Source organism: Streptomyces sp. NPDC093085 (assembly GCF_040683935.1).
In the GTDB taxonomy this organism is placed as follows: domain Bacteria; phylum Actinomycetota; class Actinomycetes; order Streptomycetales; family Streptomycetaceae; genus Streptomyces.
Window position 1 is genome coordinate 433,104 of record NZ_JBFBFB010000005.1, and the last position, 24,723, is coordinate 457,826.

A 24,723-nucleotide genomic window follows, 5' to 3' on the forward strand; every position below is an offset into this window, starting at 1 on the left:
CCCGAGGACGAAGGAGCGGGGGACGACGGTGGGAACAGGCAGAGTGTGGTGGCCCCGATGGGCCGTGGTGGCCGGGGTCGCCCTGATCGCGCTGGCGGCGGGCCTGTACGCGGCGGCGCCCGGCCTCCCGGAACTCCGCCAGGTCGATCTGACCGTCCTCGACGAGCGCCCGGACGGCCGGTGCGAGGTGCGCTGGCGCGACCCGTACGCCTCCGATACCGCCGGTACCTCCACCGCTGGTACCTCCGGTACCTCCAGCGCCTCCGGGGAGCGGGAAGGCACCTATCAGTGCGACCCCGACCGGAGCTCTCTTCTCAAGGGCGCGAACTACGACCCGGAGACCGGCCACGGCTGGGACAGCGGCTGGGTGCTCGCGGAAGGCGCCCACCGGGGCGAGTTGTACTCACTGGGCCAGGACGACGACAGGTACGACGCGTTCATCGACGCGAGCGACGGCCTGCTGCTGCTCGGGCTGCTGGTGACCCTCGGCGGGCTGGTCACGGGAGGCGTCCGTGCCAGGCCGCCGAGGGAACGGGGCGCGGGCCGCGCGACCCTGCGGCAGGCGCACCGGCTGCGGGAGAGCGCCGAGCGGGTCCGCGCGGACCACCGCAGGGCGACGGAGGCCGTCGTGGCCGCCTGGGCCCCCGTCCACGAGGCGGAGGTACGCGCCGCGCTCGGCCGCCTCCCCGTCCAGGGGCTGCCCCACGCGGCAGCGCTCCGGCGCGAGGGCCTGGTCACGGTGGACGCCGTACGCGAGGCCGCCGCCCGGACCCCCGGACGCCTGCCCGGCCTGGGGCGTACAGCGACCGCGCAGGTGACCGCCGCCCTGGTGCGCCCGACCGCCCAGGCGTGCGACCGGGCAGCGGTACGCCTCGATGCCGTACGCCCGGATGCGGTACGCCTCGATTCCGTACGTCTCGATTCCGTACGCCCGGATCCGGTACGCCTCGACGCCGTACGCCCGGATCCGGAGCACCCGGCCCCGGACACCACCGCGCTGCTCTGCGCGCTGCGGGTGCTGGTGGCGGCGGGGCCGGAGACGGCCCAGGCGGTGGAACGGGCCCGTGACCTCGGCGCCCGCCTCACGCCCGAGCTGATCGACGCCGCCGCGGATCCCCTCCGGGGCGGGCACGGCGGTCCGGAGGCCGGCGACCGGGAACAGCCCGAGGCCCGCGCCGCCGCCCGTACCCTCCGCGACATCCTCACCCGGGCCCGGCGGGAACACCTCGCCGGCGACTTCGCGCAATCCTCGGTCGACCTGCTGCGCGGCGCCGACCCCGACCCCGAGGGGATCGCGGCCCGGACGGACTTCGCGCTCCGCCCCGCCGCGTACTACCGGGCGCTCGAAGAAGCGACGCGCACGGCGGACCGGAACTGCGCGCACCGGACGGGCCGCACGCCTGCTTGAAGGTCTGAAGGCCTACTTAAGGCCTAAAGGCCTAAAGGCCTACTTGAAGAACGCGATCCCGTCGTCCGGCAGGTCACCGAGTTCCTTGGCCCACTCGGCGACCTGTTCCGGGCTGACGACCTTCTTCAGGTGCGCCGACATGTACGGCCGGAGCGGTACGTCCGGGGTGGACTTCTCGCCCACCCACATCAGGTCGCCCTTGACGTACCCGTAGAGCCGCTTGCCCCCGCTGTACGGCCCCGAGGCCGCCGTACGGGCCACCGCGTCCGTCACCAGGTCGATCTGCGGCTTCTGCTCGCCCAGCTCGCCGTACCAGACCTCGACGACACCCTGGTCGCGGACCATGACTACCTCGACCTTGCGGTCCTTGTCGATACGCCAGTACCCCGACTCGGACTCGATCGGCCGGACCTTCTTGCCCTCGGCGTCGAGCGCCCAGGTGTGCGACACGTATTCGAGGAAGTCACGGCCGTCGTGGCGGAAGGAGACCTCCTGGCCGAAGTTGGCCTTCTCCTCGCCGGGGAAGTCGAAGACGCCGACGCCCTCCCAGTCGCCGAGGAGGAAGGCGAGCGGGACGAGCTCCGGGTTCAGGTCGGAGGGGATCTCGATCATCAGCGCTGGCCCTGGTACAGCTTCTTCACGGCCAGCCCGGTGAAGGCGAGCACGCCCACGCAGACGAGCACCAGCAGGGTAGTGAAGAAAGCCTCAAGCACGGGGTGCTCCTCGGATGAACGGTATGACGCGCGCACGGTACGGCGCGGTACGGCCGCCCCCAGCCTAATGGGTGGGGCGCGAGCGCACTCGCCGAGGTGTCCGGGACCGGGATTACCATGCCGCACATGCCCTCACCAGAGAACACTCGCCCCCACCCCAACCCCCAGCCCTCCGCCGCGAAGAAGCTGGTGATCAAGGTGACCGCGGGCACCGACGCCCCCGAACGCTGCTCCCAGGCGTTCACGGTCGCGGCGGTGGCGGTGGCCAGCGGCGTGGAGGTCTCCCTGTGGCTGACGGGCGAGTCCGCCTGGTTCGCCCTGCCGGGCCGCGCCGCCGACTTCGACCTCCCGCACGCCGCGCCCCTCCCCGACCTGATCGAGTCGATCCAGGCGGCGGGCCGCATCACCCTCTGCACCCAGTGCGCGGCCCGCCGCGACATCACGGAGGAGGACGTCCTGGACGGGGTACGGATCGCGGGCGCCCAGGTCTTCGTCAGCGAGATCATGGCCCCGGGCGTCCAGGCACTCGTCTACTGATACGGACGGCGCCCGGCCCCCGCAACGCCGACGGCTCCCTCGCAGGCCCGTCGGCCTAGCCCCGGTTCCGCCGTTCCAGTTCGTCGAGCCACCGTTCGGCCTCGTCGTTCTCGTGGCCCGGGGGCGGCTCGTCCCACCAGCGGTCGTCCTTGTCCCTCGTGTTGCCCACGATCGCGGCGATCGGCGGGATCAGGAGGGCGATCACGCAGAGCGCTATGGCCGCCTGCACCGACCAGATGCGCACGAAGGCCCCGGCGGAGACGAAGAGGATCAGGCATCCGCCCATCAGCAGGAAATACCGGCGACGGCGTCGCGCGTACATACCTTCAGGGTACGACTCGGACAAAAAGGATGGGCCGCACCCCGGTCGGCCGGGGTGCGGCCCATCCTTTCGCGCGAAGGCTCAGACCGCGATCGCGACCTCGGAGAGGCCGCCGGTCCGGGCGACGACCGTACGGTCCGCCGTGGCGCCGGGGACGAGGGCGCGCACCGTCCACGTGCCCTCGGCCGCGTAGAAGCGGAACTGTCCGGTCGCCGAGGTCGGGACCTCGGCGGTGAACTCGCCGGTCGAGTCCAGCAGCCGTACGTAACCGGTGACGGGCTCGCCGTCACGGGTCACCGAGCCCTGGATGGTGGTCTCACCGGGCTTGATCGTCGAGGCGTCGGGGCCGCCGGCCTGTGCTCCACACATACTGTTCCGTCCTCCGGGATCGGGGGGTGATTACTTGTTGGCGCCGAGTTCGATCGGCACACCCACGAGCGAGCCGTACTCGGTCCACGAACCGTCGTAGTTCTTGACGTTCTCGACACCGAGCAGCTCGTGCAGGACGAACCAGGTGAGCGCGGAGCGCTCACCGATGCGGCAGTAGGCCACGGTGTCCTTCGCCAGGTCGATCTGCTCCTCGGCGTACAGCTCCTTCAGCTCGTCGTCCGACTTGAAGGTGCCGTCGTCGTTGGCATTCTTCGACCAGGGGATGTTCCGCGCGGTCGGGATGTGACCCGGACGCTGCGACTGCTCCTGGGGCAGGTGCGCCGGGGCGAGCAGCTTGCCGCTGAACTCGTCGGGCGAGCGCACGTCGACCAGGTTCTTCGTGCCGATCGCGGCGACCGCGTCGTCACGGAAGGCGCGGATCGAGGTGTCCTGGGCCTGCGCCGTGTACGTGGTGGCGGCGCGGGACGGAACGGCCTCGACCAGGTCGCGGGAGTCCAGCTCCCACTTCTTGCGGCCACCGTCGAGGAGCTTGACGGAGTCGTGGCCGTACAGCTTGAAGTACCAGTACGCGTACGACGCGAACCAGTTGTTGTTGCCGCCGTAGAGGATCACGGTGTCGTCGTTGGCGATGCCCTTCGCCGAGAGGAGCTTCTCGAAGCCCTCCTGGTCGACGAAGTCACGGCGGACCGGGTCCTGGAGGTCGCTCTTCCAGTCGATCTTGACGGCGTTCTTGATGTGGTTCTTGTCGTACGCCGAGGTGTCCTCGTCGACCTCGACAATGACGACCTTCGGGTCGTCGATGTGGGCCTCGACCCAGTCGGCGTCGACCAGGACGTCGCTGCGGCTCATGCTTTTCTCCTCCGGGGCAGTGTGCGGCGGGCAGTGGGCTGCGGTTGCGCGTGTGGTGCGGTGCGTGCGTCACGTGCGGTGCGTGCGCCACGTACGTCATCTGCGGAACGCGTGGTGCATGCGGTACGTGCGGGATGTGCGGGACACGTGGTGCGCGCGTTCGTACAGTACGTGCGTACGCATGTACGTGCGGTGCGTATACGGGGTTCAGGTCGCCCGGGGGCAGCCGACCGGCACGAACGGGCACGAGTGAGCACTCGGAGGGCCCGGATGGCCGGAGGCCGGGGTTCGGGAGATACGGAACGCAATCGTCCCGCCCCGCTCAGACAGTGCGACAGAGCATGGCGGCGACGCGGCACAGGTCTACTGCCCGCCGCTTCGTGAGGTCCGCCCGGCCCCCCTGGGAGAGGCCGCCGATGAAGCACTGCATGGGTCCGATCGTAGGGACGACCGGGCGGTCATGTCACCGGTGTGTCATATTCCGAGATGCGATCATCCGTTATGTGGGACCCGGGGCGGCGCGATCGCGGCCGTACGCGGTGGGGGCGCGGGAGGCGGACGGGAGGCGTGGAGCGCGGCGCCGATCCGGTCTGGGGAGCGGACTCGGGCGTCTCAGTATCCGGCCGCGGGCGCAGGGGGTGGGCCCGGAGGCCGGGCGCAGAGGACGGCCGGGCCCGGAGGACGGACGGGCCCGAAGGACGGACGGGCCCGAAGGACGGACGGGCCCGGAGGCCGGCCGGGCGCAGGGGAGCGGAGTCAGCCGGAAAGGGAGACGTCCGTCCCCGTGCCCGCGAAGCTCAGGCCCGTGTCCGTCGTGGTGACCTTGTCGAGCTGGATGGAGGACGGCAGCCCGTCGATCTTCAGGTCGTAGTCCACCGCCTTCCGCATCCGCTCCTCCGCCCCCGGCACGTACAGCGTGGGCAGCGAGGCCGCCCGCAGCCGTACGGTGTCGCCGTCGACCAGCGAGACCGTGCTGTACGCGGTGAGCGTCTTGCCGTCCAGCAGCGCCTTGAACGGGCCGGGGACCGAGATCCCCGCCCCGGCCAGCACCTCACCCATCGGGCCCGAGAGCTTGACCTGGTTCTCGGCGGCGCGCTCGGTGCCCGCGTACCCGACCGTCGCCCCCTTCGGCGCCGAGGCCGTCAGGTCCGCGTACGAGATCCGGGCCGAGCCGGTGGCGCTGCCGGCGGTCGCCTTCGAGAAGGTGCTGTCGAACGTCACGTCCTTCAGCTCCGCCCTGACCTCCGTCACCCGGACGGCCTCGCCGCCCGCGCTGGCGCTCACGCCGTCGAGGGAGATCTCCACATCGTCCAGGGTCGTGCGGGCCACCTGGGTCAGGAAGGGGAAGCCCTTGATGGTCACCTCGGGGTCGGAGGTGAGGCCCTGGCTCGCCTTGATCCTGCTCGCCACCTGGTCCTCGGCGAAGTACAGCGCCACCCGGTCGGCGGCGATGAACAGGCCGCCGAAGAGCACGACGAGTATCAGCAGTGTCCGCAGTACGCGCATGGTCCCGAGTCCCCTCCCTTGCCCACTGTGGCCGGCGGAAGTCATCGACGTACGGCGGAAACGTACGGTTCCCGGTTCCCGGTTCCGCACCGTTCCGTACCGATCCGTACCGACGTTCCCGCCGTCTTTCCTCCCCCTCCCGCGACCCCCTCCCGCCGCGTGCTCGTAGAGCCGTATGCCCTGCCGTCAGCTCAGTACGCGCCCCAGCAGGTGCAGGGCGGGCGCGGCGGCCGTGAGGGGCAGGGCCACCCCGGCCGTCATGTGCACGAAACGGGACGGGTAGTCGTAGCTCGCCACGCGCAGCCCGACCAGCGCGCAGACCGCCGCGCCGAGCCCCAGCACCGCACCCTCGGTGGAGCCGCCGGTCAGCGCGCCGACCACGATCCCGGCGCCCACGCCGGTCAGCAGCGCCGCCCCGAGCGAGACGAAGCCCGGCAGCGGCAGCGCGCGGGCCACGGCCGCGGCGCCGACCGCCACGGCGCCGACCGCCACGGCCTTCGGCTCGGCGGCGAGGTGGCCGGTGGCGAGGATGGCGAGCGCGGCGGAGGCGACGGTGGCCATCAGGCTCGTCATCCGCTCGTCGGCGCTCGCGCGGCTGCGGAGCTGGAGGACGAGGACCAGGAGCACCCAGACGCCGAGGGTGCCGAGGATCGCGAGGAGGGCGTTCTCCCGGCCGGCGGCGAGCACGGCGATGTCGGCCACGACGCCGCCGAGGAAGGCGAGCGCGATGCCCTGACGGGCCGGCCACATCCCGTTCAGCCGGAACCAGCCCGCCGCCGTGACCGCCTGGAGCAGCACGAGCGGGAGGAGCAGTCCGTACGGGCCGAGCGCCGCGCCCCCGGCGAGCAGCACCCCCAGGGCGGCCGTCAGGAGGGCGGGCAGGATGCCGGGCGGGATGATCGGCGACCGCCCCTCGGCGCGGGCCCGCTGGGCGTCGGTGATCCGGGGGGCGTTGCCGAGGGTGGTGGGCGCGCTGTACCCGGCGGTGTCGAGCCGGTCCCCCGGCGGCGAGGCGGGGGCACCGGGGGCGGACGACTCCGGCCGGGGGGCGTGCGGGGGTGCGTGTGGGGACGGCTGTGGGGACGTTCGCGCGGGCGTGGACGCGGGCGCGGGCGCCGGGCCGGGGACGGGGCCGGGGACGCCGTCTCCGGCTCCGCCGGGGCCGCCGGGGCCGCCGGGGCCGCCCGAGCCACCGGGGCCGCCCGAGCCGGGGAAGCCCCCCTGGCCCTCGTGGCCCCCCGGGCCGGTGTGGCCCGTCTGGGGCGGCAGATACGCGGTATCCGCGGCGGCGACGGCCTGCTGCTGATACGGCTGCTGATAGCCCTGCCCCGGGTGGCCCTGTGACTGGTGGCCCTGTGACTGATGGCCCTGCGGCTCATGGCCCTGCGGCTGGACGAGCGGCGGCTGCTGCTGGACGAGCGGCTGGTACTGGGTGTCCCAGGTCTGGCCCTCCCAGGTCTGCGCGGCGCCGCCCTGCTCTCCCTGCCCGGCCTGCTCCGGCTCGGCCCAGTGGCCCGGCGCCGGCTGCCCGTACCCGGCCTCCGGCCGCCCGTACCGGTCCGGCCCGCTGTACGGGTTGTGCTGATCGTTGCTCATGATGCTGGGGTTCACCCTCCTGCGAACGGCGGAAGCACCTCGACCGTGCCGCCCTCGGCAAGGCGTACGGTCTCATGCCCACGGATGCCCACGGGGTCACCGTCGACGAGGAAGGAACACCGCCGGAGCACCCGGGCCAGCTCGCCCGGATGCCTGAGCCGCGCGCCGTCGAGCGCCTCGGCCAGGCTCTCCGCCGCGTACGGCTCCTCCGCGACGCCCGCCGCCGCCTTGGCCGCCGCCCAGTAACGGATCGTGCCGACCGCCATGGGGGCACCCCCTCTCCCGCTGCTCCGCCGGTCTCGTGACCGGTCTCGTCACCGGCCCGTCAGCCGGTCTCATCTGCCGGACTCCATGATGGCGGGCGCGGGCACGCCTCCGTGCGCCCCCTGTGCGATCCACACTCCCGGGGCCTGTTCCGGTTACGGTCCAAGTCACCCCGCGAACCCCTACGCGGAACGAATCTGGGTTATTGTGCTCCGAAGAGGATCCGGGCAAAGCAGCCCCCGGGTCCTTTTGTGTTTCCCGTCCGTTGTTACAGCCAGGTGTCACAGACGGAAGAGACGGAAGACACGGACATCCGGGCCGCGCTCCTCGGGGGCGAGTGGCAGCACGGCCCGAACGGCAGTAAGCAGTACATGCAGTAAAAGCAGTAAATGCAGTGATGCAGTGCCGCATACGTCCTCGCAGGGACCGAGGAGGAACCGACGTAATGGGCAAGCGAACCGTGAACGAGAAGAGCAAGAAGACGCCGGGCAAGTATCCCGGCGCGGAGCCCGCCGAGGGAGGTGAACGGCGATGAGTTCTCTGCTGCTCCTGACCAACGCCCTCCAGCCCTCCACGGAGGTGCTGCCGGCGCTCGGGCTCCTGCTCCACAACGTACGGGTGGCCCCCGCCGAAGGCCCCGCGCTCGTCGACACCCCCGGTGCCGATGTGATCCTGGTCGACGGCCGCCGCGACCTCCCGCAGGTGCGGTCGCTCTGCCAGCTCCTGCGCTCCACCGGGCCGGGGTGCCCGCTGCTCCTGGTCGTGACGGAGGGCGGACTCGCCGCCGTCACCGCCGACTGGGGCATCGACGACGTCCTGCTCGACACCGCGGGTCCCGCCGAGGTCGAGGCGCGGCTGCGGCTGGCGATGGGCCGGCAGCAGATCCAGACCGACGACTCCCCGATGGAGATCCGCAACGGTGACCTGTCGGTGGACGAGGCGACGTACAGCGCGAAGCTCAAGGGGCGGGTCCTGGACCTGACCTTCAAGGAGTTCGAGCTGCTCAAGTACCTCGCGCAGCACCCGGGCCGGGTCTTCACCCGCGCCCAGCTCCTCCAGGAGGTCTGGGGGTACGACTACTTCGGCGGTACGCGCACGGTCGACGTCCACGTACGGCGGCTGCGCGCGAAGCTGGGGCCCGAGCACGAGTCGCTCATCGGGACCGTACGGAACGTCGGCTACCGCTTCGTCACCCCCGAGAAGCCCGAGCGCGGCGGCGACGAGGCGAAGCAGAAGCGGGCCGAACAGGCCGGGCGGGCGGAGCACGAGAAGGCGGACGCCTCCGGCGAGGACGCCCCCGGGGGCGCCGGATCGGCCCACGGCACCCCCGTCGGAGCCGGCGCGGCGCGGACCGGCGCACGGGAGCCGGCACGGGAGCCGTCCGAAGAAGCCTCCGTACGGCCTGCCCAGCGGTAGGTCACCCCGCGTAGACTGCCGCGCGTGGCCAAGGTGACGCGGGACGATGTGGCACGACTGGCGGGTACGTCGACCGCCGTCGTCAGCTATGTCATCAACAACGGACCCCGGCCGGTCGCCCCGGCCACGCGCGAGCGGGTGGTCAACGCCATCAAGGAACTGGGGTACCGGCCCGACCGGGTCGCCCAGGCGATGGCGTCACGGCGGACCGACCTCATAGGGATGGTCGTGCCGGACGCCCGGCAGCCCTTCTTCGCGGAGATGGCGCACGCGGTGGAACAGGCGGCGTCCGATCGCGGGAAGATGGTGCTGGTCGGCAACTCGGACTACCGCGACGAACGCGAGGTCCACTATCTGCGGGCCTTCCTCGGGATGCGGGTCTCCGGGCTGATCCTGGTCAGCCAGGGCCCGAGCGAGCGCGCCGCGGCGGAGATCGAGGCGTGGGACGCGCGGGTGGTGCTGCTGCACGAGCGCCCCGAGAACATCGACGACGTGGCGGTCGTCACCGACGACATCGGCGGCGCGCAGCTGGCCACCCGCCACCTCCTGGAGCACGGCCACCCGTACGTCGCCTGCCTGGGCGGCGTCGAGTCGACCCCGTCGGTCGGCGACCCGGTCGCCGACCACGTGGAGGGATGGCGCCGCGCGATGATCGAGGCGGACCGCCCGCTGGAGGGCCGCCTCTTCCAGGCCCCGTACAACCGCTACGACGCGTACCAGCTCGCCCTGACCCTCCTCGCCGGCCCCGACCGTCCCCCCGCCATCTTCTGCTCCACGGACGACCAGGCCATCGGCGTCCTGCGAGCGGCCCGCGAACTCCGCCTGGACGTCCCGGGCGAGCTGGCGGTGGCGGGCTTCGACGACGTCAAGGAGGCGGCCCTGACGGACCCGCCCCTGACCACGGTCTCCTCCGACCGCCCGGCCATGGCCCGCGCGGCGGTCGACCTGGTCCTGGACGACGGCCTCCGCGTGGCCGGCTCCCGCCGCGAACGCGTGAAGCAATTCCCCTCGGCCCTGGTGGTACGCCGCTCCTGCGGCTGCGCGTAAAGCCATAGAGCCCCTCCCCGGAGGCCGTCCCGCATCACCCCGGGGCGTCCCCCGGTCCGGGCCCCGGCGTGGACTCGTACCGCAGCTCGTACAGATGCCCCGCCTTGGCCATCACCGTCACCTCGACGGGGCGCTCCGCGGCGTCGTACACGACCCGCAGCGTCCGCAGCACCGGCAGATCGCCGGGGAGGTGGAGCGCCTCGTACTGCTCCTGGACGGTGCGGGGTAGGGCAGGCCCTGCGGCTGCGCGTAGAGGGCGACCAGGACGGCCCCCCGGAGGCCGGGGCCGCCTTTATATGGGGCATACGTGGTTTTGTTGGGCTTCTCAGGGGGTCCTCAGCCGGTTCTCATGTACGGGGCCGAGAGTCGTTGGCATGACCGACAACTACCGCGGCAGCGGCGACGCAGACAGCACGCAGCAGCACCCCGCCCAGGGGTTCCTCGGGCAGGGGGGTCAGGGGCAGGGGGGCCGTTCTGGGCTGGGGTATCCGCCGCCGCCCTCGTACGGGCCGGGGTACGGGAGCGGGCAGGGTGCCCAGGGGGTGGCTCCGGGGGGTTCTCAGGGGCAGGGACACGGGCAGGGGCAGGGGCACGGGGCTCATGGGGGCGGTGGGCGGCGGCGGGCCAAGGGGCCTGTGGCACTGCTGGCCGCCGTCGCGCTGGCCGCCGGGGTCGTCGGGGGTGGGGCCGGGGCGCTGATCGGGGCGTATGGCGGGGGCGACAGTGGGCTGGGCCCCGGGGACACCGCCATCCGCGGGACCACCGTCTCGCAGAGCAGCGCCGGGACCGTCGCGGGGGTCGCGCAGTCCGCCTCGCCGACCATCGTCGAGATCAACGCCTCCTCGACCGGCGGCGAGTCCACCGGCTCCGGTGTGATCATCACCTCCGACGGTGAGATCATCACCAACAACCACGTCATCTCCGGCGCCTCCACCATCAAGGTGCAGCTCAGCACGGGCAAGACGTACACCGCGAAGGTCGTCGGCACCGACCCGGACAAGGACCTCGCCCTGATCAAGCTGGAGGGCGCGAGCGGGCTCAAGACGGCCTCGCTCGGCGACTCCGACCAGATGAAGGTCGGCGACCAGGTCGTCGCGATCGGCTCCCCCGAGGGTCTGACCGGCACCGTCACCAGCGGGATCATCTCGGCCCTCAACCGCGATGTCACCGTCGCCAAGGAGCAGGACCAGCAGCAGCAACAGCAGCCCCAGGGCGGCGGGAACTGGCCCTTCGAGTTCGGCGGCCAGCAGTTCAACGGCGACACCGGCTCCTCGAAGACCACGTACAAGGCGCTCCAGACCGACGCCTCGCTCAACCCGGGTAACTCCGGCGGCGCCCTCATCAACATGAACGGCGAGATCATCGGCATCAACTCCGCCATGTACGCGCCCAGTTCGGCCACCTCCGGGGATTCCGGTGCCGGCAGTGTGGGGCTCGGCTTCGCCATCCCCGTCAACACCGTCAAGGCCGACCTCGCCACCCTGCGGAGCGGGGGGACCGGCTCGTGAGGGGCGGGGGAGGGGAAGGGGAAGGGATACGGGCGGACGGGGGCCGTACTGTCCCCGCCGCCGTCCCCGCCACCGCCGTCCCCGCCGTCCCCGCCGCCGCCGTCCCCGCCGTCGGCGACCGAAGGCTGTGCGACGCTGAAGGCCGGCCACCCCATCCCTGCTACTGACGACGAGGTACCAGCGACATGAGTCCCGCCGAGGGCGATCGCGATCAGCAGCGCATCCTGATCGTGGACGACGAGCCCGCCGTACGGGAGGCCCTGCAACGGAGCCTCGCCTTCGACGGATACGGGACCGAGGTCGCCGTCGACGGGGTCGACGCCCTCGCCAAGGCCGCCGCCTACGCGCCGGACCTGATCGTCCTCGACATCCAGATGCCCCGCATGGACGGGCTCACCGCCGCCCGCCGGCTCCGCGGCGGCGGCTCGAAGGTGCCGATCCTGATGCTGACCGCCCGCGACACGGTCGGCGACCGCGTCACCGGCCTCGACGCGGGCGCCGACGACTACCTGGTCAAGCCGTTCGAGCTGGACGAGCTCTTCGCCCGGATCCGGGCGCTGCTGCGGCGCAGCTCGTACGGGGCCGCGGAGCCCGGCGAGGCCGTCGACGAGGACGTGCTCTCCTTCGCCGACCTGCGGATGGACCTGACGACCCGCGAGGTCACCCGGGGCGGCCGGCGGGTCGAGCTGACCCGGACCGAGTTCACCCTGCTGGAGATGTTCCTCGCCCACCCGCGCCAGGTGCTCACCCGTGAGCAGATCCTCAAGGCGGTCTGGGGCTTCGACTTCGAGCCCAGCTCCAATTCGCTCGACGTCTACGTCATGTATCTGCGCCGCAAGACGGAGAGCGGCGGAGAGCCGCGCCTCGTCCACACCGTGCGGGGCGTCGGGTACGCCCTGCGCGACAGTACGGGGGGTACGGGCGGCAGCGGTACGGGCGGTACGGGTGGTACGGGTGCCCATGGCGGGGCCGCGTGACCAGCGCCGGCCGGCCCTCTGCCGACCCCCGCCCCACCGGCCCCACCGGGCCCACCGGCCCCGACCGCCCCGCCGGACCCAAGGACCTCCTCCACCGGCTCCGTAACCTTCCCCTCCGCTCCCGGCTCGCCCTCCTCGTCGCCTCCGCCGTCGCGATCGCCGTCGCCGCCGTCGCCGTGGCCTGCTGGCTGCTCACCCGTACCCAGCTCCCCAGCGAGCTGGACTCCTCCCTCCAGAACACCTCCGCGCCGCCCAGCTCCGTCCAGGAGGCCATCGCCGCCTGCAACGCGGGCACCAACCCCGAGTCCACGGCCACCACCGGCTTCGCGTACATCCAGGTCGTCCTCCCCGACGGGCAGCGCTGCGTGGCGCCCAGCTCGGAGCCGGTCAAGGTCCAGCCGGAGGACATCGAGGTCGCCGACGGCACCCTCCGCACCGCGCTCCACGACAGCGTGACGGACAACGGCGCCAAAGTCCGCGTCTACACCCAGCGCGCGCCCTACCGGCCCGGCACCCAGGTCACCGTCTCCGTGTCGCGCCCGCTCGCCGAGATCGACGCCTCCCTCAACCAGCTCGCCCTGCTCCTCGCGCTCGTCGCGGGCGTCGGCGTCATCGGCGCGGGTCTCGCCGGGCTCTGGGTCGCCCGGTCGGGGCTGCGGCCGGTGGACGGGCTGACCCGGGCCGTCGAACACGTCGCCCGTACCGAGGACCTCACCGTCCGGATCCCCGTCGAGGGCGAGGACGAGATCGCCCGGCTCTCGCGCTCCTTCAACTCCATGACCGCCGCCCTCGCCTCCTCCCGGGACCGGCAGTCGCAGCTCATCGCGGACGCGGGGCACGAGCTGCGCACACCGCTCACCTCGCTCCGTACCAACGTCGAACTGCTCGCCCGCAGCGAGGAGACCGGCCGCGCCATCCCGCCCGCCGACCGCGCTGCGCTGATGGCCTCGGTCAAGGCGCAGATGACCGAGCTGGCCTCCCTCATCGGCGACCTCCAGGAGCTCTCCCGCCCGGACGCCGCCGACCCCGGCCCCCTCCAGGTCGTCGCCCTCCACGACATCATGGGGAGCGCGCTGGAGCGGGCCCGGCTGCGCGGCCCCGACCTGACCATCACCGCGGAGCTGCGCCCCTGGTACGTACGGGCCGAACCGGCCGGCCTGGAGCGCGCGCTCGTCAACGTGCTGGACAACGCGGTGAAGTTCAGCCCTTCCGGCGGCTCGATCGAGGTCGCGCTGAACGGGGGGCCCGGCGGCAGCGGGGAGTTGACGGTACGGGACCACGGGCCCGGCATCCCGGCCGAGGACCTGCCGCATGTCTTCGAACGCTTCTGGCGCTCCCCGACGGCCCGCGCCCTGCCCGGTTCCGGGCTCGGCCTGTCGATCGTGGCGCGCACGGTCCAGCAGGCGGGCGGCGAGATCGCGCTGCGCCAGGCGGCGGGGGGCGGCACGGTCGCCGCGATCCGCATCCCGGGCGCCCCGACCCCGCCCCCGGAGGGGCTGGAGGGGCTGGACGGGGCGCACCGGGTGTAGGGGGCGGCCGGGGGGGCACGGGCCCGGGGTCGGAGAACCGGTCCCGGGTCCGGCCCGGCTGACGGGATCGGGCCGGGCCCGCCCGGCTGACGGGATCGGACCCGGGACCGGGCTCAGGGGATCGGACCCGGGCCCGGCCTCAGGTCAGCCGTTGTGCCGTATCAGCGACTCCACCAGCCCGGCCCGGGTGTTGGGGAAGTCCAGCGGTACGATCCCGAGCCCGCGCCAGCCGCTCCCCTCGGCCCCGTCCAGGAGGGTGTGCACCTGCGGGTTGAGGCGGTCGGAGTTCCAGCGGGGCGGCAGCAGGGCCGCCGTACTGACGAAGTTGATGTACATCTTCCCCGGCTGCGCCACCGCCTTCCGGAAGTGCGCCTCGATCTTCGGGTACTTGGCGCCCGGCTCGGCCTGGTAGTCGTCCTGGATGTCGAAGTACGCGCCGTCTCCCCAGCGCAGCCCGGGCAGCCCGGCGTTGTCCGCGATCAGGACGACCTTGCCGCGCGCCTCGCCGAGGGTGGGCAGGCCGTTGTCGATACGGAAGAGAGAGCGCCAGCCCTTGTCCAGATACGCGGTGAACATGGCGCCGAAAGCGGCGTCGCTCTCGGTGGAGTACTCCTGCTTCACCCGCATGAGAACGGTCTCGGTGGGGTTGTCCCGGAGGAAGTCGCGGCAGGCGTTGAGCACGTCGTCGAAGTTGAGGTTCTGGTAGAAGGCGCCGTGGTGGATGGAGAACGCGCCGTCGAAGAGCCGACAGCGGACGTCCAGGAAGCGGACGCCGCTGGTCAACTGCTGGGCTATGGAGGTGTTCTGGCAGGCCACATAGAGCCCGCCGACGGTCGCGCCGGAGTCGTGCGTGCCGGGGATGGTCAGGGTCCGCAGCGGGGTGGAGTCCGCGAAGCCGCCCATCCAGTTGTTGGTCGCGAGGACGCGCGGACGCTCGGCGCCGAAGGCGGTGCCGATGCCGGTCCCGGCGACGAGGGCGGTGGCGGAGAGGGCGAGGGCGCCGGTGAGGAAGGTACGGCGGGACGCCGTGCCCGTACGGGCGGAGCGTGCTGAACTCATGTGGGGGTGCCTCCGTCGGCCATGAAGAGCAGGAAGAGAGCGGGGTGAGGAAACGGAAGGGGCGGGGAGATCAACCCTCGGATTATGACGAGTACACAACACCCTGGGAATGGCCTTTCCGGCCCTCGCGTACGGACCGGTAGGGCATCCGCTCGGGCAGAACGGCCCGCCACCTACCCGAACGAGTGAAGCGAGAGCGACTTGATCTCATCCGGGCCCGGGCGCCCGCAGGATGATCTCTCCGCTCATATGACTCGACTGACTCGACCAACTCGACGTTCGGAGGCCCGAAAAGATGACGACCGCCGCACAGCCCCTCGTCACCACCAAGCTTGAGCGCCAGTTCGACGCCCTGGACGCCGACCGGGACGGAACTCTGGAGTGGTCGGACTACCAGAGTCTCTGCGACCGCTATCTGACGGCCTACCGGCTCACGAAGGACGACCACCGCGCCAGGGGCCTCCAGGCGATGCTCCAGATGAACTGGACGGAACTGCTGCGGCACGCGAGCGCGGGTGCGGGTGAGGGCGCGAGCGAGGGTGAGGTCGCGAGCGAGGGCGCGCACCGGGACCGGGACCCGGAGCGGCTCACGAAGGACCAGTTCGTGGAGGCGGCCCGGCTCGCGTCCTTCGACACCAGCCGGTTCAACGTCGCCGAGGGCTCCGGCCACGCGATCTTCGACGTCATCGACGCCGACGGCGACAACGAGATCAGCGGGGAGGAGTTCGGCCGCCTCGTGAAGGACGTGTGGAAGAGCGAGGCCCCCGGCACGATGGAGGCGTTCCACCGGCTGGACACGGACGGGGACGGCGTGATCTCACGCCAGGAGTTCATCCGGGCGATGCGCGAGTACTACTTCTCGGACGACCCGGAGGCGCCGGGCAGCCTCTTCTTCGGCCGCGTCTGACACCCGGTCCCGGACACGGGCACGGCAGAGGGCGGCGAGCCGGGTTCGGCTCGCCGCCCTCCAGGAGTGTGCGGCTACGCGCGGCTGCGTACTGCTACTTGACGATCGTGATGCGGTCCGCCGCCGGGGGCGCCAGCGGGGCCTGGGCGGTGGAGTTGGCGGCCAGGTAGGCGTTGAGCAGGTCCAGGTCCGAGGGGCCGACCAGCTTGTTCTTGCCCTGGCCCAGCACCGCGAAGCCGTCGCCGCCGCCGCCGAGGAACTCGTTCATCGCGACGCGGTAGGTCTTCGCCGGGTCGAGCGCGGCGCCGTTCAGCTTCACCGAGTCCGTGACGACCCGGGCGGCGCCCGACTTCGTCATGTCCAGGGTGTACGTGAAGCCCTTGGAGACCTGGAGGATCTTCGGCGAGGCCTCGTTGGAGCCGCTGACCTGCTGCTGGAGCGCGGTGATGACCTGCGCGCCGGTCAGGTCGACGACGTTCATCATGTTGGTGAACGGCTGGACGGTGAACGCCTCGCCGTACGTGACGACCCCGTCGCCCTCACTGCCGGACGCCTTGTAGACCAGGTCGGCGCGGATCCCGCCCGGGTTCATGAAGGCGATCTGCGCGCCGCCCTTCTCCGCCGGGGCCGTCCCCGTGAGCTGCGCGTCCGCGATCAGGTCGCCGAGCGGGGACTCGGGCGTCGTGGCGCCGCGCCCGTTGATGTCCGCCGAGATGTACCCCTGCGGGGCGTTGGCGATCGGCGCGGCCAGCTTGTTCCAGCGGGCGATCAGGTCCGTCATGTCCTTGGCCTTGGGCTGGTCACGGGTGACCACGTGGTTGGCCGACTTGACGCTGGTGCGGACGATGTCGTTCGTACGGAGGTCGTACGTCAGCGTCGTGTCCGTGTACAGCTTGCCGAACGACGCGGCCGAGGTGACCAGGCGCGGGTTGCCCGCCGGGTCCGGGATCGTGCACGCGTACGCCTGGTGCGTGTGGCCCGTGACGAGCGCGTCGACCTTCGGCGAGATGCCCTTGGCGATGTCCACGATCGGCCCGGAGATGCCGTCACCGGCGCCGGGGCTGTCGCAGTCGTAGTTGTACGAGGTGGAGGCCGGCGCGCCGCCCTCGTGGATCAGCGCGACGATCGACTTGACGCCCTGCTTGTCCAGCTCGGCGGCGTACTTGTTGACCGTCTCGATCTCGTCGTGGAACTTCAGGCCCTTGACGCCCTCGGCGGTGACGATGTTCGGCGTGCCCTCCAGGGTCACCCCGATGAAGCCGATCTTGACGCCGTTCTTCTTCCACACCGTGTACGGCTTGAGGATCGGCTTCCCGGTCTTCTCGGACGTCACGTTCGCGGCGAGGTACGGGAAGTCCGCGCCCTTGAACTTCTTGCCCTTCTCGTAACACCCGTCGGTCGGGTGGCAGCCGCCGTTCTGGAGGCGGGCCAGCTCGACCGCGCCCTCGTCGAACTCGTGGTTGCCGACCGCCGTCACATCGAGGTCGATCTTGTTGAGCGCCTCGATGGTGGGCTCGTCGTGGAAGAGCCCGGAGAGCAGCGGGCTCGCGCCGACCATGTCGCCGCCGGCGGCGGTGATGGAGTACGGGTGGTTCTTGCGCGCGTCGCGCAGCGAGGTCGCCAGGTACTCGACACCACCGGCGGGGATCGCCTTGGTCGTGCCGTCGGGCTGGCGCTCCTCCACGTTCCCGGAGGAACCGGCCGGCGGCTCCAGGTTGCCGTGCAGGTCGTTGAAGGACAGGAGCTGTACGTCGACCGTCTTCGGCTTCGGCTTCGGCTTGGCGTGACCGGGGCCGTGACCGTGGTCCTGGCCGTGTCCCTGGCCCTGTCCCTGGCCGTGCGCGGCGGAGCCGAAGCCCAGCGTCTGGGCGCCGGCCGGCGCCGCGGCGAACAGCCCGCCCACGGCGGCCAGACCGGCGGCAGCGGCGACCACCCGCCGCGCCGCGCGGTTCTTCTGCGGTGTCGCTGACATCGCTCCCCTTATGAAGGATGAACTGTGAATCATGAACGGTGAATCATGAACGGTGAACTGTGAGCAATGAGCTCAAAAGTCTGAAGGTGATGCTGCGAGGCGCAGCCTAAGGTCAACGCGCGTAGCTATACAGGGTCGCGGGGTTACGACTGGGTTGCCGTTACGCGTACGTCCTGAGGAGAGTCGTCCGGGATCCCGGGCGGGACCCGTCCGAGACCCGTCCGGCACCCGGGCGGCATCCGGGCGGGCCCCGGGGAGAGCCGCCTCCCTCCGCGTTCCCCCTGCGGGCCGCGCCGTCGCCGTACCCTCGTCGCATGACTGACGTTGCGACCCGTGAGCCCGGCCGGCAGATCCAGACCCTCGACGCCCTCACCCCGGAGCAGGCCGAGGAGGTCCTGGGGCTGCTCGCGGAGGCCGCGGCCACCGACGGCGTGCAGGCCGTCTCCGAGCAGGGGCGGCTCCAACTGCGCGGCGGGCACCGCGCGGGCGTACGGCACTTCCTGGTCACCGCCGACCGCGAGGGCACCGAGCGCGAGGGCGCCGAGGAGGAGGACGGGAACCCGGCGCAGGAGCTGGTCGGATACGGGCAGTTGGAGGACACCGACCCCGTCGAGGCGCCCGCCGTGGAGCTGGTGGTACGGCCGGGACGGCGCGGCCGGGGCCACGGCCGCGCCCTGGGCAACGCGCTGCTGGGCGCCTCCGGGAAGCGGCTGCGGGCCTGGGCGCACGGCGGGAAGCCGGCGGCCCGGCACCTCGCCCAGGTCCTCGGCCTCACCCTCTTCCGCGAACTGCGCCAGCTCCGCCGCCCGCTCGCGCCGCTGGACATCGCCGAGCCGGTGCTGCCGCCCGGGGTCACCGTCCGTACCTTCGTCCCGGGCCAGGACGACGCCGCCTGGCTCGCGGTCAACGCCGCCGCCTTCGCCCACCACCCCGAGCAGGGCGCGCTCACCCAGCGTGACCTGGACGACCGGACCGCCGAGCCGTGGTTCGACCCGAAGGGCTTCTTCCTCGCCGAGCGGGACGGGGAGCTGATCGGGTTCCACTGGACGAAGGTGCACGCCGAGGAGCAGCTCGGCGAGGTGTACGTCCTCGGCATCCGCCCCGACGCGCAGGGCGGCGGCCTCGGCAAGGCGCTCACCGCGGTCGGGCTGCGCCATCTGGCGGCGCAGGCGCTGCCGACGGCGATGCTGTACGTGGACGCGGACAACACGGCGGCGGTGACGGTCTACGAACGCCTGGGCTTCACCACCCACGAGGTCGACCTGATGTACCGCACGGAGAGCTGAGGCGGGGGTTCCGTTCCGTACGGGGGTACGCGGATACGGCGTACCCCCCGTACCCCCGCATCCGGCACTCGAACGGGCGTACCGTACGGTCGTCAGCGCGCCCCCGCCGGAGACCCGCCGCCCGGCCGCCCCCGGCGGGACCCGCCCCGCTTCCCTGCATGTCATGTCCCCGTTACCGGACATTCAGAAGCCCTTGCGACCCTCGGTGAATGCAGCCCGAGCCCGCTGTACCCCCCACCCCGAACGGCAGGATCCACCTCTCCCCCGCTCTCTCCGACGCGCCTGTCGCACCCCTCGCGCGGAAGAATGGGGACATGAGCCACCAGCCCGCCGAGGTTCCGGTCCAGCCGAGTCAGCAGAGTCAGCAGTCCCAGCCGAGTCAGCCGAATCAGCAGGACCGGCCGGGCCGGCAGGCCCAGCCCCCTCAGCAGCCGTCGGTCGGTTTCCTCGCCGCCCGCCGGCCCCGTACGGTCGCCTCGGCCGCGGCCAGGTCCGGCTCCGCGGGCGATCTCGAACCCGATCTCGACTCCGACCTCGACGCGTACGAGGCGTACGAGGAGGAGGGCGGCCACGGCGGCGACGAACTGCCCCAGGGGCGCTTCCTGGACCGGGAGCGGAGCTGGCTCGCGTTCAACGAGCGGGTGCTCGAACTGGCCGAGGACCCGGCGACGCCGCTCCTCGAACGGGCGAACTTCCTGGCGATCTTCGCGTCGAACCTGGACGAGTTCTTCATGGTCCGGGTCGCCGGGCTGAAGCGGCGCATCGCGACCGGCGTGGCCACCCGCTCCGCCTCCGGGCTCCAGCCGCGCGAGGTGCTGGACCTGATCTGGACCCGCTCGCGCGAGCTCATGGCGCGGCACGCCGCCTGCTACCAGCAGGACGTCGCGCCCGCCCTCGCCGACGAGGGCATCCACATCATCCGCTGGCCGGAGCTGACGGAGAAGGAGCAGGCCCGCCTCTTCACCCTCTTCCGCCAGCAGATCTTCCCGGTGCTCACCCCGCTCGCGGTGGACCCGGCCCACCCCTTCCCGTACATCTCGGGGCTCTCCCTCAACCTCGCGGTCGTCGTCCGCAACCCGGTCAGCGGCCACCGCCACTTCGCCCGGGTGAAGGTGCCGCCGCTGCTCTCCCGCTTCCTGGAGGCGTCGCCGCAGCGGTACGTCCCGCTCGAAGACGTGATCGCGGCGCATCTGGAGGAGCTCTTCCCCGGGATGGAGGTGCTGGCGCACCACATGTTCCGGGTCACGCGCAACGAGGACCTGGAGGTCGAGGAGGACGACGCCGAGAACCTCCTCAAGGCGCTGGAGAAGGAGCTGATGCGGCGCCGCTTCGGGCCGCCGGTGCGGCTGGAGGTCGAGGAGTCCATCGACCCGTACGTCCTCGACCTGCTCGTCCGTGAGCTGAAGGTCTCCGACGCGGAGGTCTACCCGCTCCCCGGGCCGCTCGACCTGACGGCGCTCTTCCGGGTCGCTTCGCTGGACCGGCCCGAGCTGAAGTTCCCGAAGTTCATCGCGGGCACCCACCGGGACCTCGCCGAGGTGGAGTCCGCGTCGGCCCCGGACATCTTCGCGGCGCTGCGCGAGCGCGACGTCCTCCTGCACCACCCGTACGACTCGTTCTCCACCTCCGTCCAGGCCTTCCTGGAGCAGGCGGCGGCCGACCCGGACGTGCTGGCGATCAAGCAGACGCTCTACCGGACGTCCGGGGACTCCCCGATCGTGGACGCGCTGATCGACGCCGCCGAGTCGGGCAAGCAGGTCCTCGTCCTGGTCGAGATCAAGGCGCGCTTCGACGAGCAGGCCAACATCAAGTGGGCGCGGAAGCTGGAGGAGTCCGGCTGCCATGTGGTGTACGGGCTGGTCGGGCTGAAGACGCACTGCAAGCTCTCGCTGGTGGTACGGCAGGAGGGCGACACCCTGCGCCGCTACAGCCATGTCGGCACCGGGAACTACCACCCGAAGACGGCCAGGCTCTACGAGGACCTGGGGCTGCTCACGGCGGACCCGCAGGTCGGCGCCGACCTCTCCGACCTCTTCAACCGGCTCTCCGGCTACAGCCGCCGCGAGACCTACCGGCGGCTGCTGGTCGCCCCGAAGTCGCTGCGCGACGGGCTGATCTCCCGGATCACCAAGGAAGTGGCCCACCACCGCGCGGGGCGGCCCGCCTATGTCCGTATCAAGGTCAACTCGATGGTCGACGAGGCGGTCATCGACGCCTGCTACCGGGCGGCGCAGGCGGGTGTCCCGGTGGACATCTGGGTGCGCGGGATCTGCGCGGTACGGCCCGGGGTGGCGGGCCTGTCCGAGAACATCCGGGTGCGGTCGATCCTGGGGCGCTTCCTGGAGCACTCCCGGATCTTCGCCTTCGGCAACGGCGGCGAGCCCGAGGTCTGGCTCGGCAGCGCCGACATGATGCACCGCAACCTCGACCGCCGTATCGAGGCGCTGGTCCGGATCACGGACCCGGCGCACCGCGCGGCGATCACCCGGCTCCTGGAGACCGGGATGTCCGACACGACGTCCTCCTGGCACCTGGGCGCGGACGGCAACTGGACCCGGCATGCGGTCGATGCCGAGGGACAGCCGCTGCGGCATGTGCAGGAAATGCTCATAGACGCCCGGAGGCGCCGGCGTGCAGCACCATGAAACGGATACGGACACCGCGCGGGACCTGCGGGCCCTGGAGCGACGGGACCTGGACGGCCGGGACCTGGAGCGCCGGAACGAACACGCGCCCCCCGAGGGGGCGGGCGTCGGCCCCGAGCCGGCCGCCGGCGTCGGTGACGGCCGCCCCGGCGGCCCCGGCGGCCCCGGCGGGGCGGGCGGCACCGGCCCCGCGCTCGGCACCGGCGGCACGGCGGGCCCCGGCACCTCGCCCGGCCCCGGCGGGGCGGGCGGCGCCGGCGGGATCGGGACGGTGACGGCGGGCGAGGTGCTCTCCGGCTATCTGCACGCGCGGGCCGGGGACTTCCTGCGCGGGCTGCGGCTGTACGGCGAGAGCGGCGCCGACACGGCCGCCGCCGACGAGGCGGCCCGTACGCTGCGGGGCGCGGCGCGCCGCATCGGGGGCGCCCTCCACACGTACCGGCCGCTGCTCGACCCGGTGGCGGCCGACCAGCTCCGTACGGAACTGGGCTGGCTCTCCGGCACCCTCGCCCAGGAGCACGCCTGCACGGCCCGGCTGCACCGGCTGCTGGGCGCGCTGGCCCGGCTCTCGGGCGCGGTCCCGGTCCCGGGCTCGCGCACGGACTCCCCGGTCCCCGGCTCGCGCACGGGCTCCGGCACGGCGGGGCGGGGCCCCGGGCCGGCCGCCGCCCACCCCGGCTCCGGCGGCGTGGGCACCCTCACCCCGGGCACCCTCACGGTCGGCGCCTCCCGGGCGGGCGCGCTGCTGGAACGCCAGCTCACCCTGGCCCGGACCCGGGCCCACTCCTCCACCCTCCAGGCGCTGGGTTCGTCCCGGTTCCACGCGGTGGCGGACGCCGTGGCCGTACTCGCCTCCGAGGCGCCCCTGACCGGCCCGGCCGACGCCCCGGCGGGGGAGATCCTGCCGGGCCCCGGCGCGGTGACCGAGGCGCGCCTCCTGGACGCCGTGGCCGTACTCCCGCTGGGCCGCGCGTCCCGCCCGTACAACGCGGAGGCCCTCGTCTCCGGCCTGGCCACCGCCTCCGACGGGGAGTGCCAGGACGCCCCCTGGCACCAGGTACGGCGGCTGCTGCGGCTGCACCGCTACGCCCAGGAGGTCTGGTGCCCGGAGGGCTCCCCCGACCCGGCGCTGTACGCGGCGGGGCAGGCCCTGGACCGGCACCGGGACGCGGCGGAGGCGGCAGCGGCGGCGGCCAACGCGGCCCGTACGCCCAGGATCGCCCCGACGACGGCGTACGCGCTGGGGGTGCTCCACGCCGACCAGCGCCACGAGGTCGAGGCGGCCCGCTTCGCGTTCCAGCAGCTCTGGCAGAAAGCGACGTCCGCGCGATGACGGAGACGACACGCGCCGCGAAGAACACCGGCACCGTAAGGGCGGCGGGCTGCGTCCTGTGGCGCCGCGTCCCCTCCTCCCCCGAGGGCATCGAGATCTGCCTGGTCCACCGGCCCAAGTACGACGACTGGTCGCACCCGAAGGGCAAGCTCAAGCGCGGCGAGGAGACCCTGGCGGGCGCGGTGCGCGAGGTCCTGGAGGAGACGGGCCACCACTGCGCCCCCGGCGCCCGCCTGGACACCGTCCACTACCTGGCCCAGGGCCGCCCCAAGGAGGTCACCTACTGGGCGGCCGAGGCGACGGCGGGCGTCTTCGTCCCCAACCACGAGGTGGACCAGCTCCTCTGGCTCCCCCCGGCAGAGGCCCGCCCCCGCCTGACCCAGCCCCGCGACCGCGACCTGCTGGACGCCCTGCTGACAACCCGCAGAACCCCCTAGCGCACCCCTCGGCCCGTGCCGAAGAGTCGGCCCGTGCCGAAGAGTCAGCCCTTGCCGAAGAGCGCGGCGGGGAAGGCACCCGCCGCGACGAGAGCCTTGGTGAACCCGCCCGCGAGTTCGGTGAGCCGCGCGGTGCCGGCCGGCCCGAGGAGGTCGTACGGGGCGGCGTCGAGCCGGTCGGTCAGCGCCTCGGCCTCCTCCCGCAGGCCCGCCCCCGCCTCCGTCAGTCCCCCCGCCTCGTCCACGAGCCCACGCTCCCGCAACCGCCCCCGCGCAGCGCCCCACTCGTCCTCGGACCACCCACGGGTCCGCATGAACAGCTCCGCGGTAGGTGCCTTGCCGGTGGCGCTGTGCAGCACCAGCGCCTCGACACCGGAGAGCCCGGCGACCGCCAGGGCGGCGAGGTGACCGTCGCCCCGGTGCTCGCGCAGCAGGGTCGCGGCGTGCCAGAGGGCCAGGTGCGGTTCCTCCGGTACGGGGAGGCCGGCATGGGCGGCGTACAGCGGCCGGCCCTCCCGACCGCACCCCTCGGCGGCGCGCAGCGCCAGCCCGGCCGCCTCGGCCATCTCCGCGGAGCCGATGACCTCCTCCCCGAGCAGCCGCCGCAGCGTACGGTCGGCGCCGCGCAGCCGCGCCGCGAGCACCTGCTCCGGTGCGGCGAGGGCCCACGCTGCGGGTATGTACCGCCGTACGAGCTCATGGCTGAAGTTGTAGAACGTCGCCGTGACGGCCCCGGCCCCGACGGCCCCGAGCGGAGCCGCCCGCCCCGCGAGATAGGCCATGCCCCCCGGCTCAAGACCGACCGCCACGAACTCCTCCTCCGGCTCCGGCGCGAAGTACACCGCCGAGTGCAGGGGGTTGACGACGCCGTGACAGCGGCGTCCTGTGCTCGCCTCTGAGGAAGTCATGTAGTGGGCTCCGATATCAGTGAGTGATCGTGACTGCACGGCGAGAACGACCGGCCGCCCCGGCCACGTTCCGGCCCGGCCCGGCCCCGGCATCGCCCCCGCCCGAGGGACCTG

At 72.5% G+C, this 24,723-nt stretch carries 23 protein-coding genes and 1 pseudogene; 12 read left to right on the top strand and 12 right to left on the bottom strand.

What is annotated here, in order from left to right:
- The first annotated feature begins 28 nt into the window (after positions 1–28).
- A complete protein-coding gene (locus tag AB0O07_RS18470) occupies positions 29–1,408 on the top strand; it encodes a hypothetical protein (RefSeq protein WP_365634104.1) in 1,380 nt (459 codons plus the stop codon).
- Between the two features lie 39 nt (positions 1,409–1,447).
- Here the strand turns inward: AB0O07_RS18470 and AB0O07_RS18475 are convergent, their stop codons facing one another.
- Entirely contained in the window at positions 1,448–2,020 is a 573-nt protein-coding gene (locus AB0O07_RS18475) for an FABP family protein (protein WP_365634107.1), read from the bottom strand.
- 227 nt (positions 2,021–2,247) lie between these two features.
- On the opposite strand from AB0O07_RS18475, the gene AB0O07_RS18480 reads away from it, so the two are divergent.
- On the top strand, positions 2,248–2,658 hold the full coding sequence (locus AB0O07_RS18480) for a DsrE family protein (RefSeq protein ID WP_365634109.1): 411 nt from the start codon (positions 2,248–2,250) through the stop codon (positions 2,656–2,658).
- Positions 2,659–2,713: 55 nt separating this feature from the next.
- Here AB0O07_RS18480 and AB0O07_RS18485 read toward each other — a convergent pair whose 3' ends face one another.
- The 7 genes from AB0O07_RS18485 to AB0O07_RS18515 all read right to left on the bottom strand — a co-directional run bounded on the left by AB0O07_RS18485 (position 2,714) and on the right by AB0O07_RS18515 (position 7,587).
- Positions 2,714–2,980 carry a DUF3099 domain-containing protein gene (locus AB0O07_RS18485; RefSeq protein ID WP_365634112.1) on the bottom strand — a complete coding sequence of 89 codons (267 nt, stop codon included), beginning with the start codon at positions 2,978–2,980 and terminating at the stop codon, positions 2,714–2,716.
- 81 nt (positions 2,981–3,061) lie between these two features.
- Positions 3,062–3,349: a DUF1416 domain-containing protein gene (locus AB0O07_RS18490; protein WP_066946191.1), complete on the bottom strand. Its 288-nt coding sequence runs from the start codon at positions 3,347–3,349 to the stop codon at positions 3,062–3,064.
- Between the two features lie 30 nt (positions 3,350–3,379).
- Positions 3,380–4,219 (bottom strand): sulfurtransferase, encoded by an 840-nt coding sequence (locus tag AB0O07_RS18495; protein ID WP_365634116.1) that lies wholly within the window; start codon positions 4,217–4,219, stop codon positions 3,380–3,382.
- A 322-nt stretch (positions 4,220–4,541) separates the two neighbouring features.
- Entirely contained in the window at positions 4,542–4,649 is a 108-nt protein-coding gene (locus AB0O07_RS18500; RefSeq protein WP_365634119.1) for a putative leader peptide, read from the bottom strand.
- 326 nt (positions 4,650–4,975) lie between these two features.
- A complete protein-coding gene (locus tag AB0O07_RS18505; RefSeq protein ID WP_365634122.1) occupies positions 4,976–5,725 on the bottom strand; it encodes a DUF2993 domain-containing protein in 750 nt (249 codons plus the stop codon).
- A gap of 186 nt (positions 5,726–5,911) precedes the next feature.
- Positions 5,912–7,321: a hypothetical protein gene (locus AB0O07_RS18510; RefSeq protein WP_365634125.1), complete on the bottom strand. Its 1,410-nt coding sequence runs from the start codon at positions 7,319–7,321 to the stop codon at positions 5,912–5,914.
- Positions 7,322–7,332: 11 nt separating this feature from the next.
- Positions 7,333–7,587, bottom strand: coding sequence for a MoaD/ThiS family protein (locus AB0O07_RS18515; protein WP_365634128.1), 255 nt, complete (start codon positions 7,585–7,587; stop codon positions 7,333–7,335).
- 529 nt (positions 7,588–8,116) lie between these two features.
- Between AB0O07_RS18515 and AB0O07_RS18520 the strand changes: the two genes are divergently transcribed.
- Both AB0O07_RS18520 and AB0O07_RS18525 read left to right on the top strand, forming a co-directional pair.
- Positions 8,117–9,001 carry a response regulator transcription factor gene (locus AB0O07_RS18520; protein WP_365634131.1) on the top strand — a complete coding sequence of 295 codons (885 nt, stop codon included), beginning with the start codon at positions 8,117–8,119 and terminating at the stop codon, positions 8,999–9,001.
- A 24-nt stretch (positions 9,002–9,025) separates the two neighbouring features.
- Positions 9,026–10,048 (top strand): LacI family DNA-binding transcriptional regulator, encoded by a 1,023-nt coding sequence (locus AB0O07_RS18525; RefSeq protein WP_365634134.1) that lies wholly within the window; start codon positions 9,026–9,028, stop codon positions 10,046–10,048.
- Positions 10,049–10,082: 34 nt separating this feature from the next.
- On the opposite strand, the pseudogene AB0O07_RS18530 reads toward AB0O07_RS18525, so the two are convergent.
- Positions 10,083–10,262, bottom strand: a pseudogene (locus tag AB0O07_RS18530) (hypothetical protein); the annotation flags it as partial.
- Positions 10,263–10,422: 160 nt separating this feature from the next.
- Here AB0O07_RS18530 and AB0O07_RS18535 point away from each other — a divergent pair.
- The 3 genes from AB0O07_RS18535 to AB0O07_RS18545 all read left to right on the top strand — a co-directional run bounded on the left by AB0O07_RS18535 (position 10,423) and on the right by AB0O07_RS18545 (position 14,062).
- Positions 10,423–11,556 carry a trypsin-like peptidase domain-containing protein gene (locus AB0O07_RS18535; RefSeq protein WP_365634137.1) on the top strand — a complete coding sequence of 378 codons (1,134 nt, stop codon included), beginning with the start codon at positions 10,423–10,425 and terminating at the stop codon, positions 11,554–11,556.
- A 185-nt stretch (positions 11,557–11,741) separates the two neighbouring features.
- Positions 11,742–12,533, top strand: a complete 792-nt coding sequence (locus AB0O07_RS18540; RefSeq protein WP_365634140.1) for a response regulator transcription factor — start codon at positions 11,742–11,744, stop codon at positions 12,531–12,533.
- The gene (locus AB0O07_RS18545) at positions 12,530–14,062 is read left to right on the top strand and encodes a HAMP domain-containing sensor histidine kinase (RefSeq protein ID WP_365634143.1); all 1,533 of its coding nucleotides are present in this window, start codon (positions 12,530–12,532) and stop codon (positions 14,060–14,062) included. The genes AB0O07_RS18540 and AB0O07_RS18545 overlap by 4 nt, the downstream gene beginning before the upstream one ends.
- 144 nt (positions 14,063–14,206) lie before the next feature.
- On the opposite strand, the gene AB0O07_RS18550 is transcribed toward AB0O07_RS18545, so the two are convergent.
- On the bottom strand, positions 14,207–15,121 hold the full coding sequence (locus AB0O07_RS18550) for a phosphatidylinositol-specific phospholipase C (RefSeq protein WP_365634146.1): 915 nt from the start codon (positions 15,119–15,121) through the stop codon (positions 14,207–14,209).
- Positions 15,122–15,416: 295 nt separating this feature from the next.
- On the opposite strand from AB0O07_RS18550, the gene AB0O07_RS18555 reads away from it, so the two are divergent.
- The gene (locus AB0O07_RS18555; RefSeq protein WP_365634149.1) at positions 15,417–16,028 is read left to right on the top strand and encodes an EF-hand domain-containing protein; all 612 of its coding nucleotides are present in this window, start codon (positions 15,417–15,419) and stop codon (positions 16,026–16,028) included.
- Positions 16,029–16,122: 94 nt separating this feature from the next.
- Here the strand turns inward: AB0O07_RS18555 and AB0O07_RS18560 are convergent, their stop codons facing one another.
- Positions 16,123–18,000 carry a bifunctional metallophosphatase/5'-nucleotidase gene (locus AB0O07_RS18560; RefSeq protein ID WP_365634152.1) on the bottom strand — a complete coding sequence of 626 codons (1,878 nt, stop codon included), beginning with the start codon at positions 17,998–18,000 and terminating at the stop codon, positions 16,123–16,125.
- Positions 18,001–18,314: 314 nt separating this feature from the next.
- On the opposite strand from AB0O07_RS18560, the gene mshD reads away from it, so the two are divergent.
- The 4 genes from mshD (at position 18,315) to AB0O07_RS18580 (ending at position 23,701) form a co-directional block, all read left to right on the top strand.
- A complete protein-coding gene (gene mshD, locus AB0O07_RS18565) occupies positions 18,315–19,286 on the top strand; it encodes a mycothiol synthase (protein ID WP_365634155.1) in 972 nt (323 codons plus the stop codon).
- 314 nt (positions 19,287–19,600) lie between these two features.
- On the top strand, positions 19,601–21,931 hold the full coding sequence (locus AB0O07_RS18570; protein WP_365634158.1) for an RNA degradosome polyphosphate kinase: 2,331 nt from the start codon (positions 19,601–19,603) through the stop codon (positions 21,929–21,931).
- Between the two features lie 262 nt (positions 21,932–22,193).
- Positions 22,194–23,264 carry a CHAD domain-containing protein gene (locus AB0O07_RS18575; RefSeq protein WP_365634305.1) on the top strand — a complete coding sequence of 357 codons (1,071 nt, stop codon included), beginning with the start codon at positions 22,194–22,196 and terminating at the stop codon, positions 23,262–23,264.
- Positions 23,261–23,701 (top strand): NUDIX hydrolase, encoded by a 441-nt coding sequence (locus AB0O07_RS18580; protein WP_365634161.1) that lies wholly within the window; start codon positions 23,261–23,263, stop codon positions 23,699–23,701. The genes AB0O07_RS18575 and AB0O07_RS18580 overlap by 4 nt, the downstream gene beginning before the upstream one ends.
- A 44-nt stretch (positions 23,702–23,745) precedes the next feature.
- Here the strand turns inward: AB0O07_RS18580 and AB0O07_RS18585 are convergent, their stop codons facing one another.
- Complete coding sequence (locus AB0O07_RS18585; RefSeq protein WP_365634164.1) at positions 23,746–24,609, bottom strand: hypothetical protein; 864 nt, start codon at positions 24,607–24,609, stop codon at positions 23,746–23,748.
- Positions 24,610–24,723: the final 114 nt, after the last annotated feature.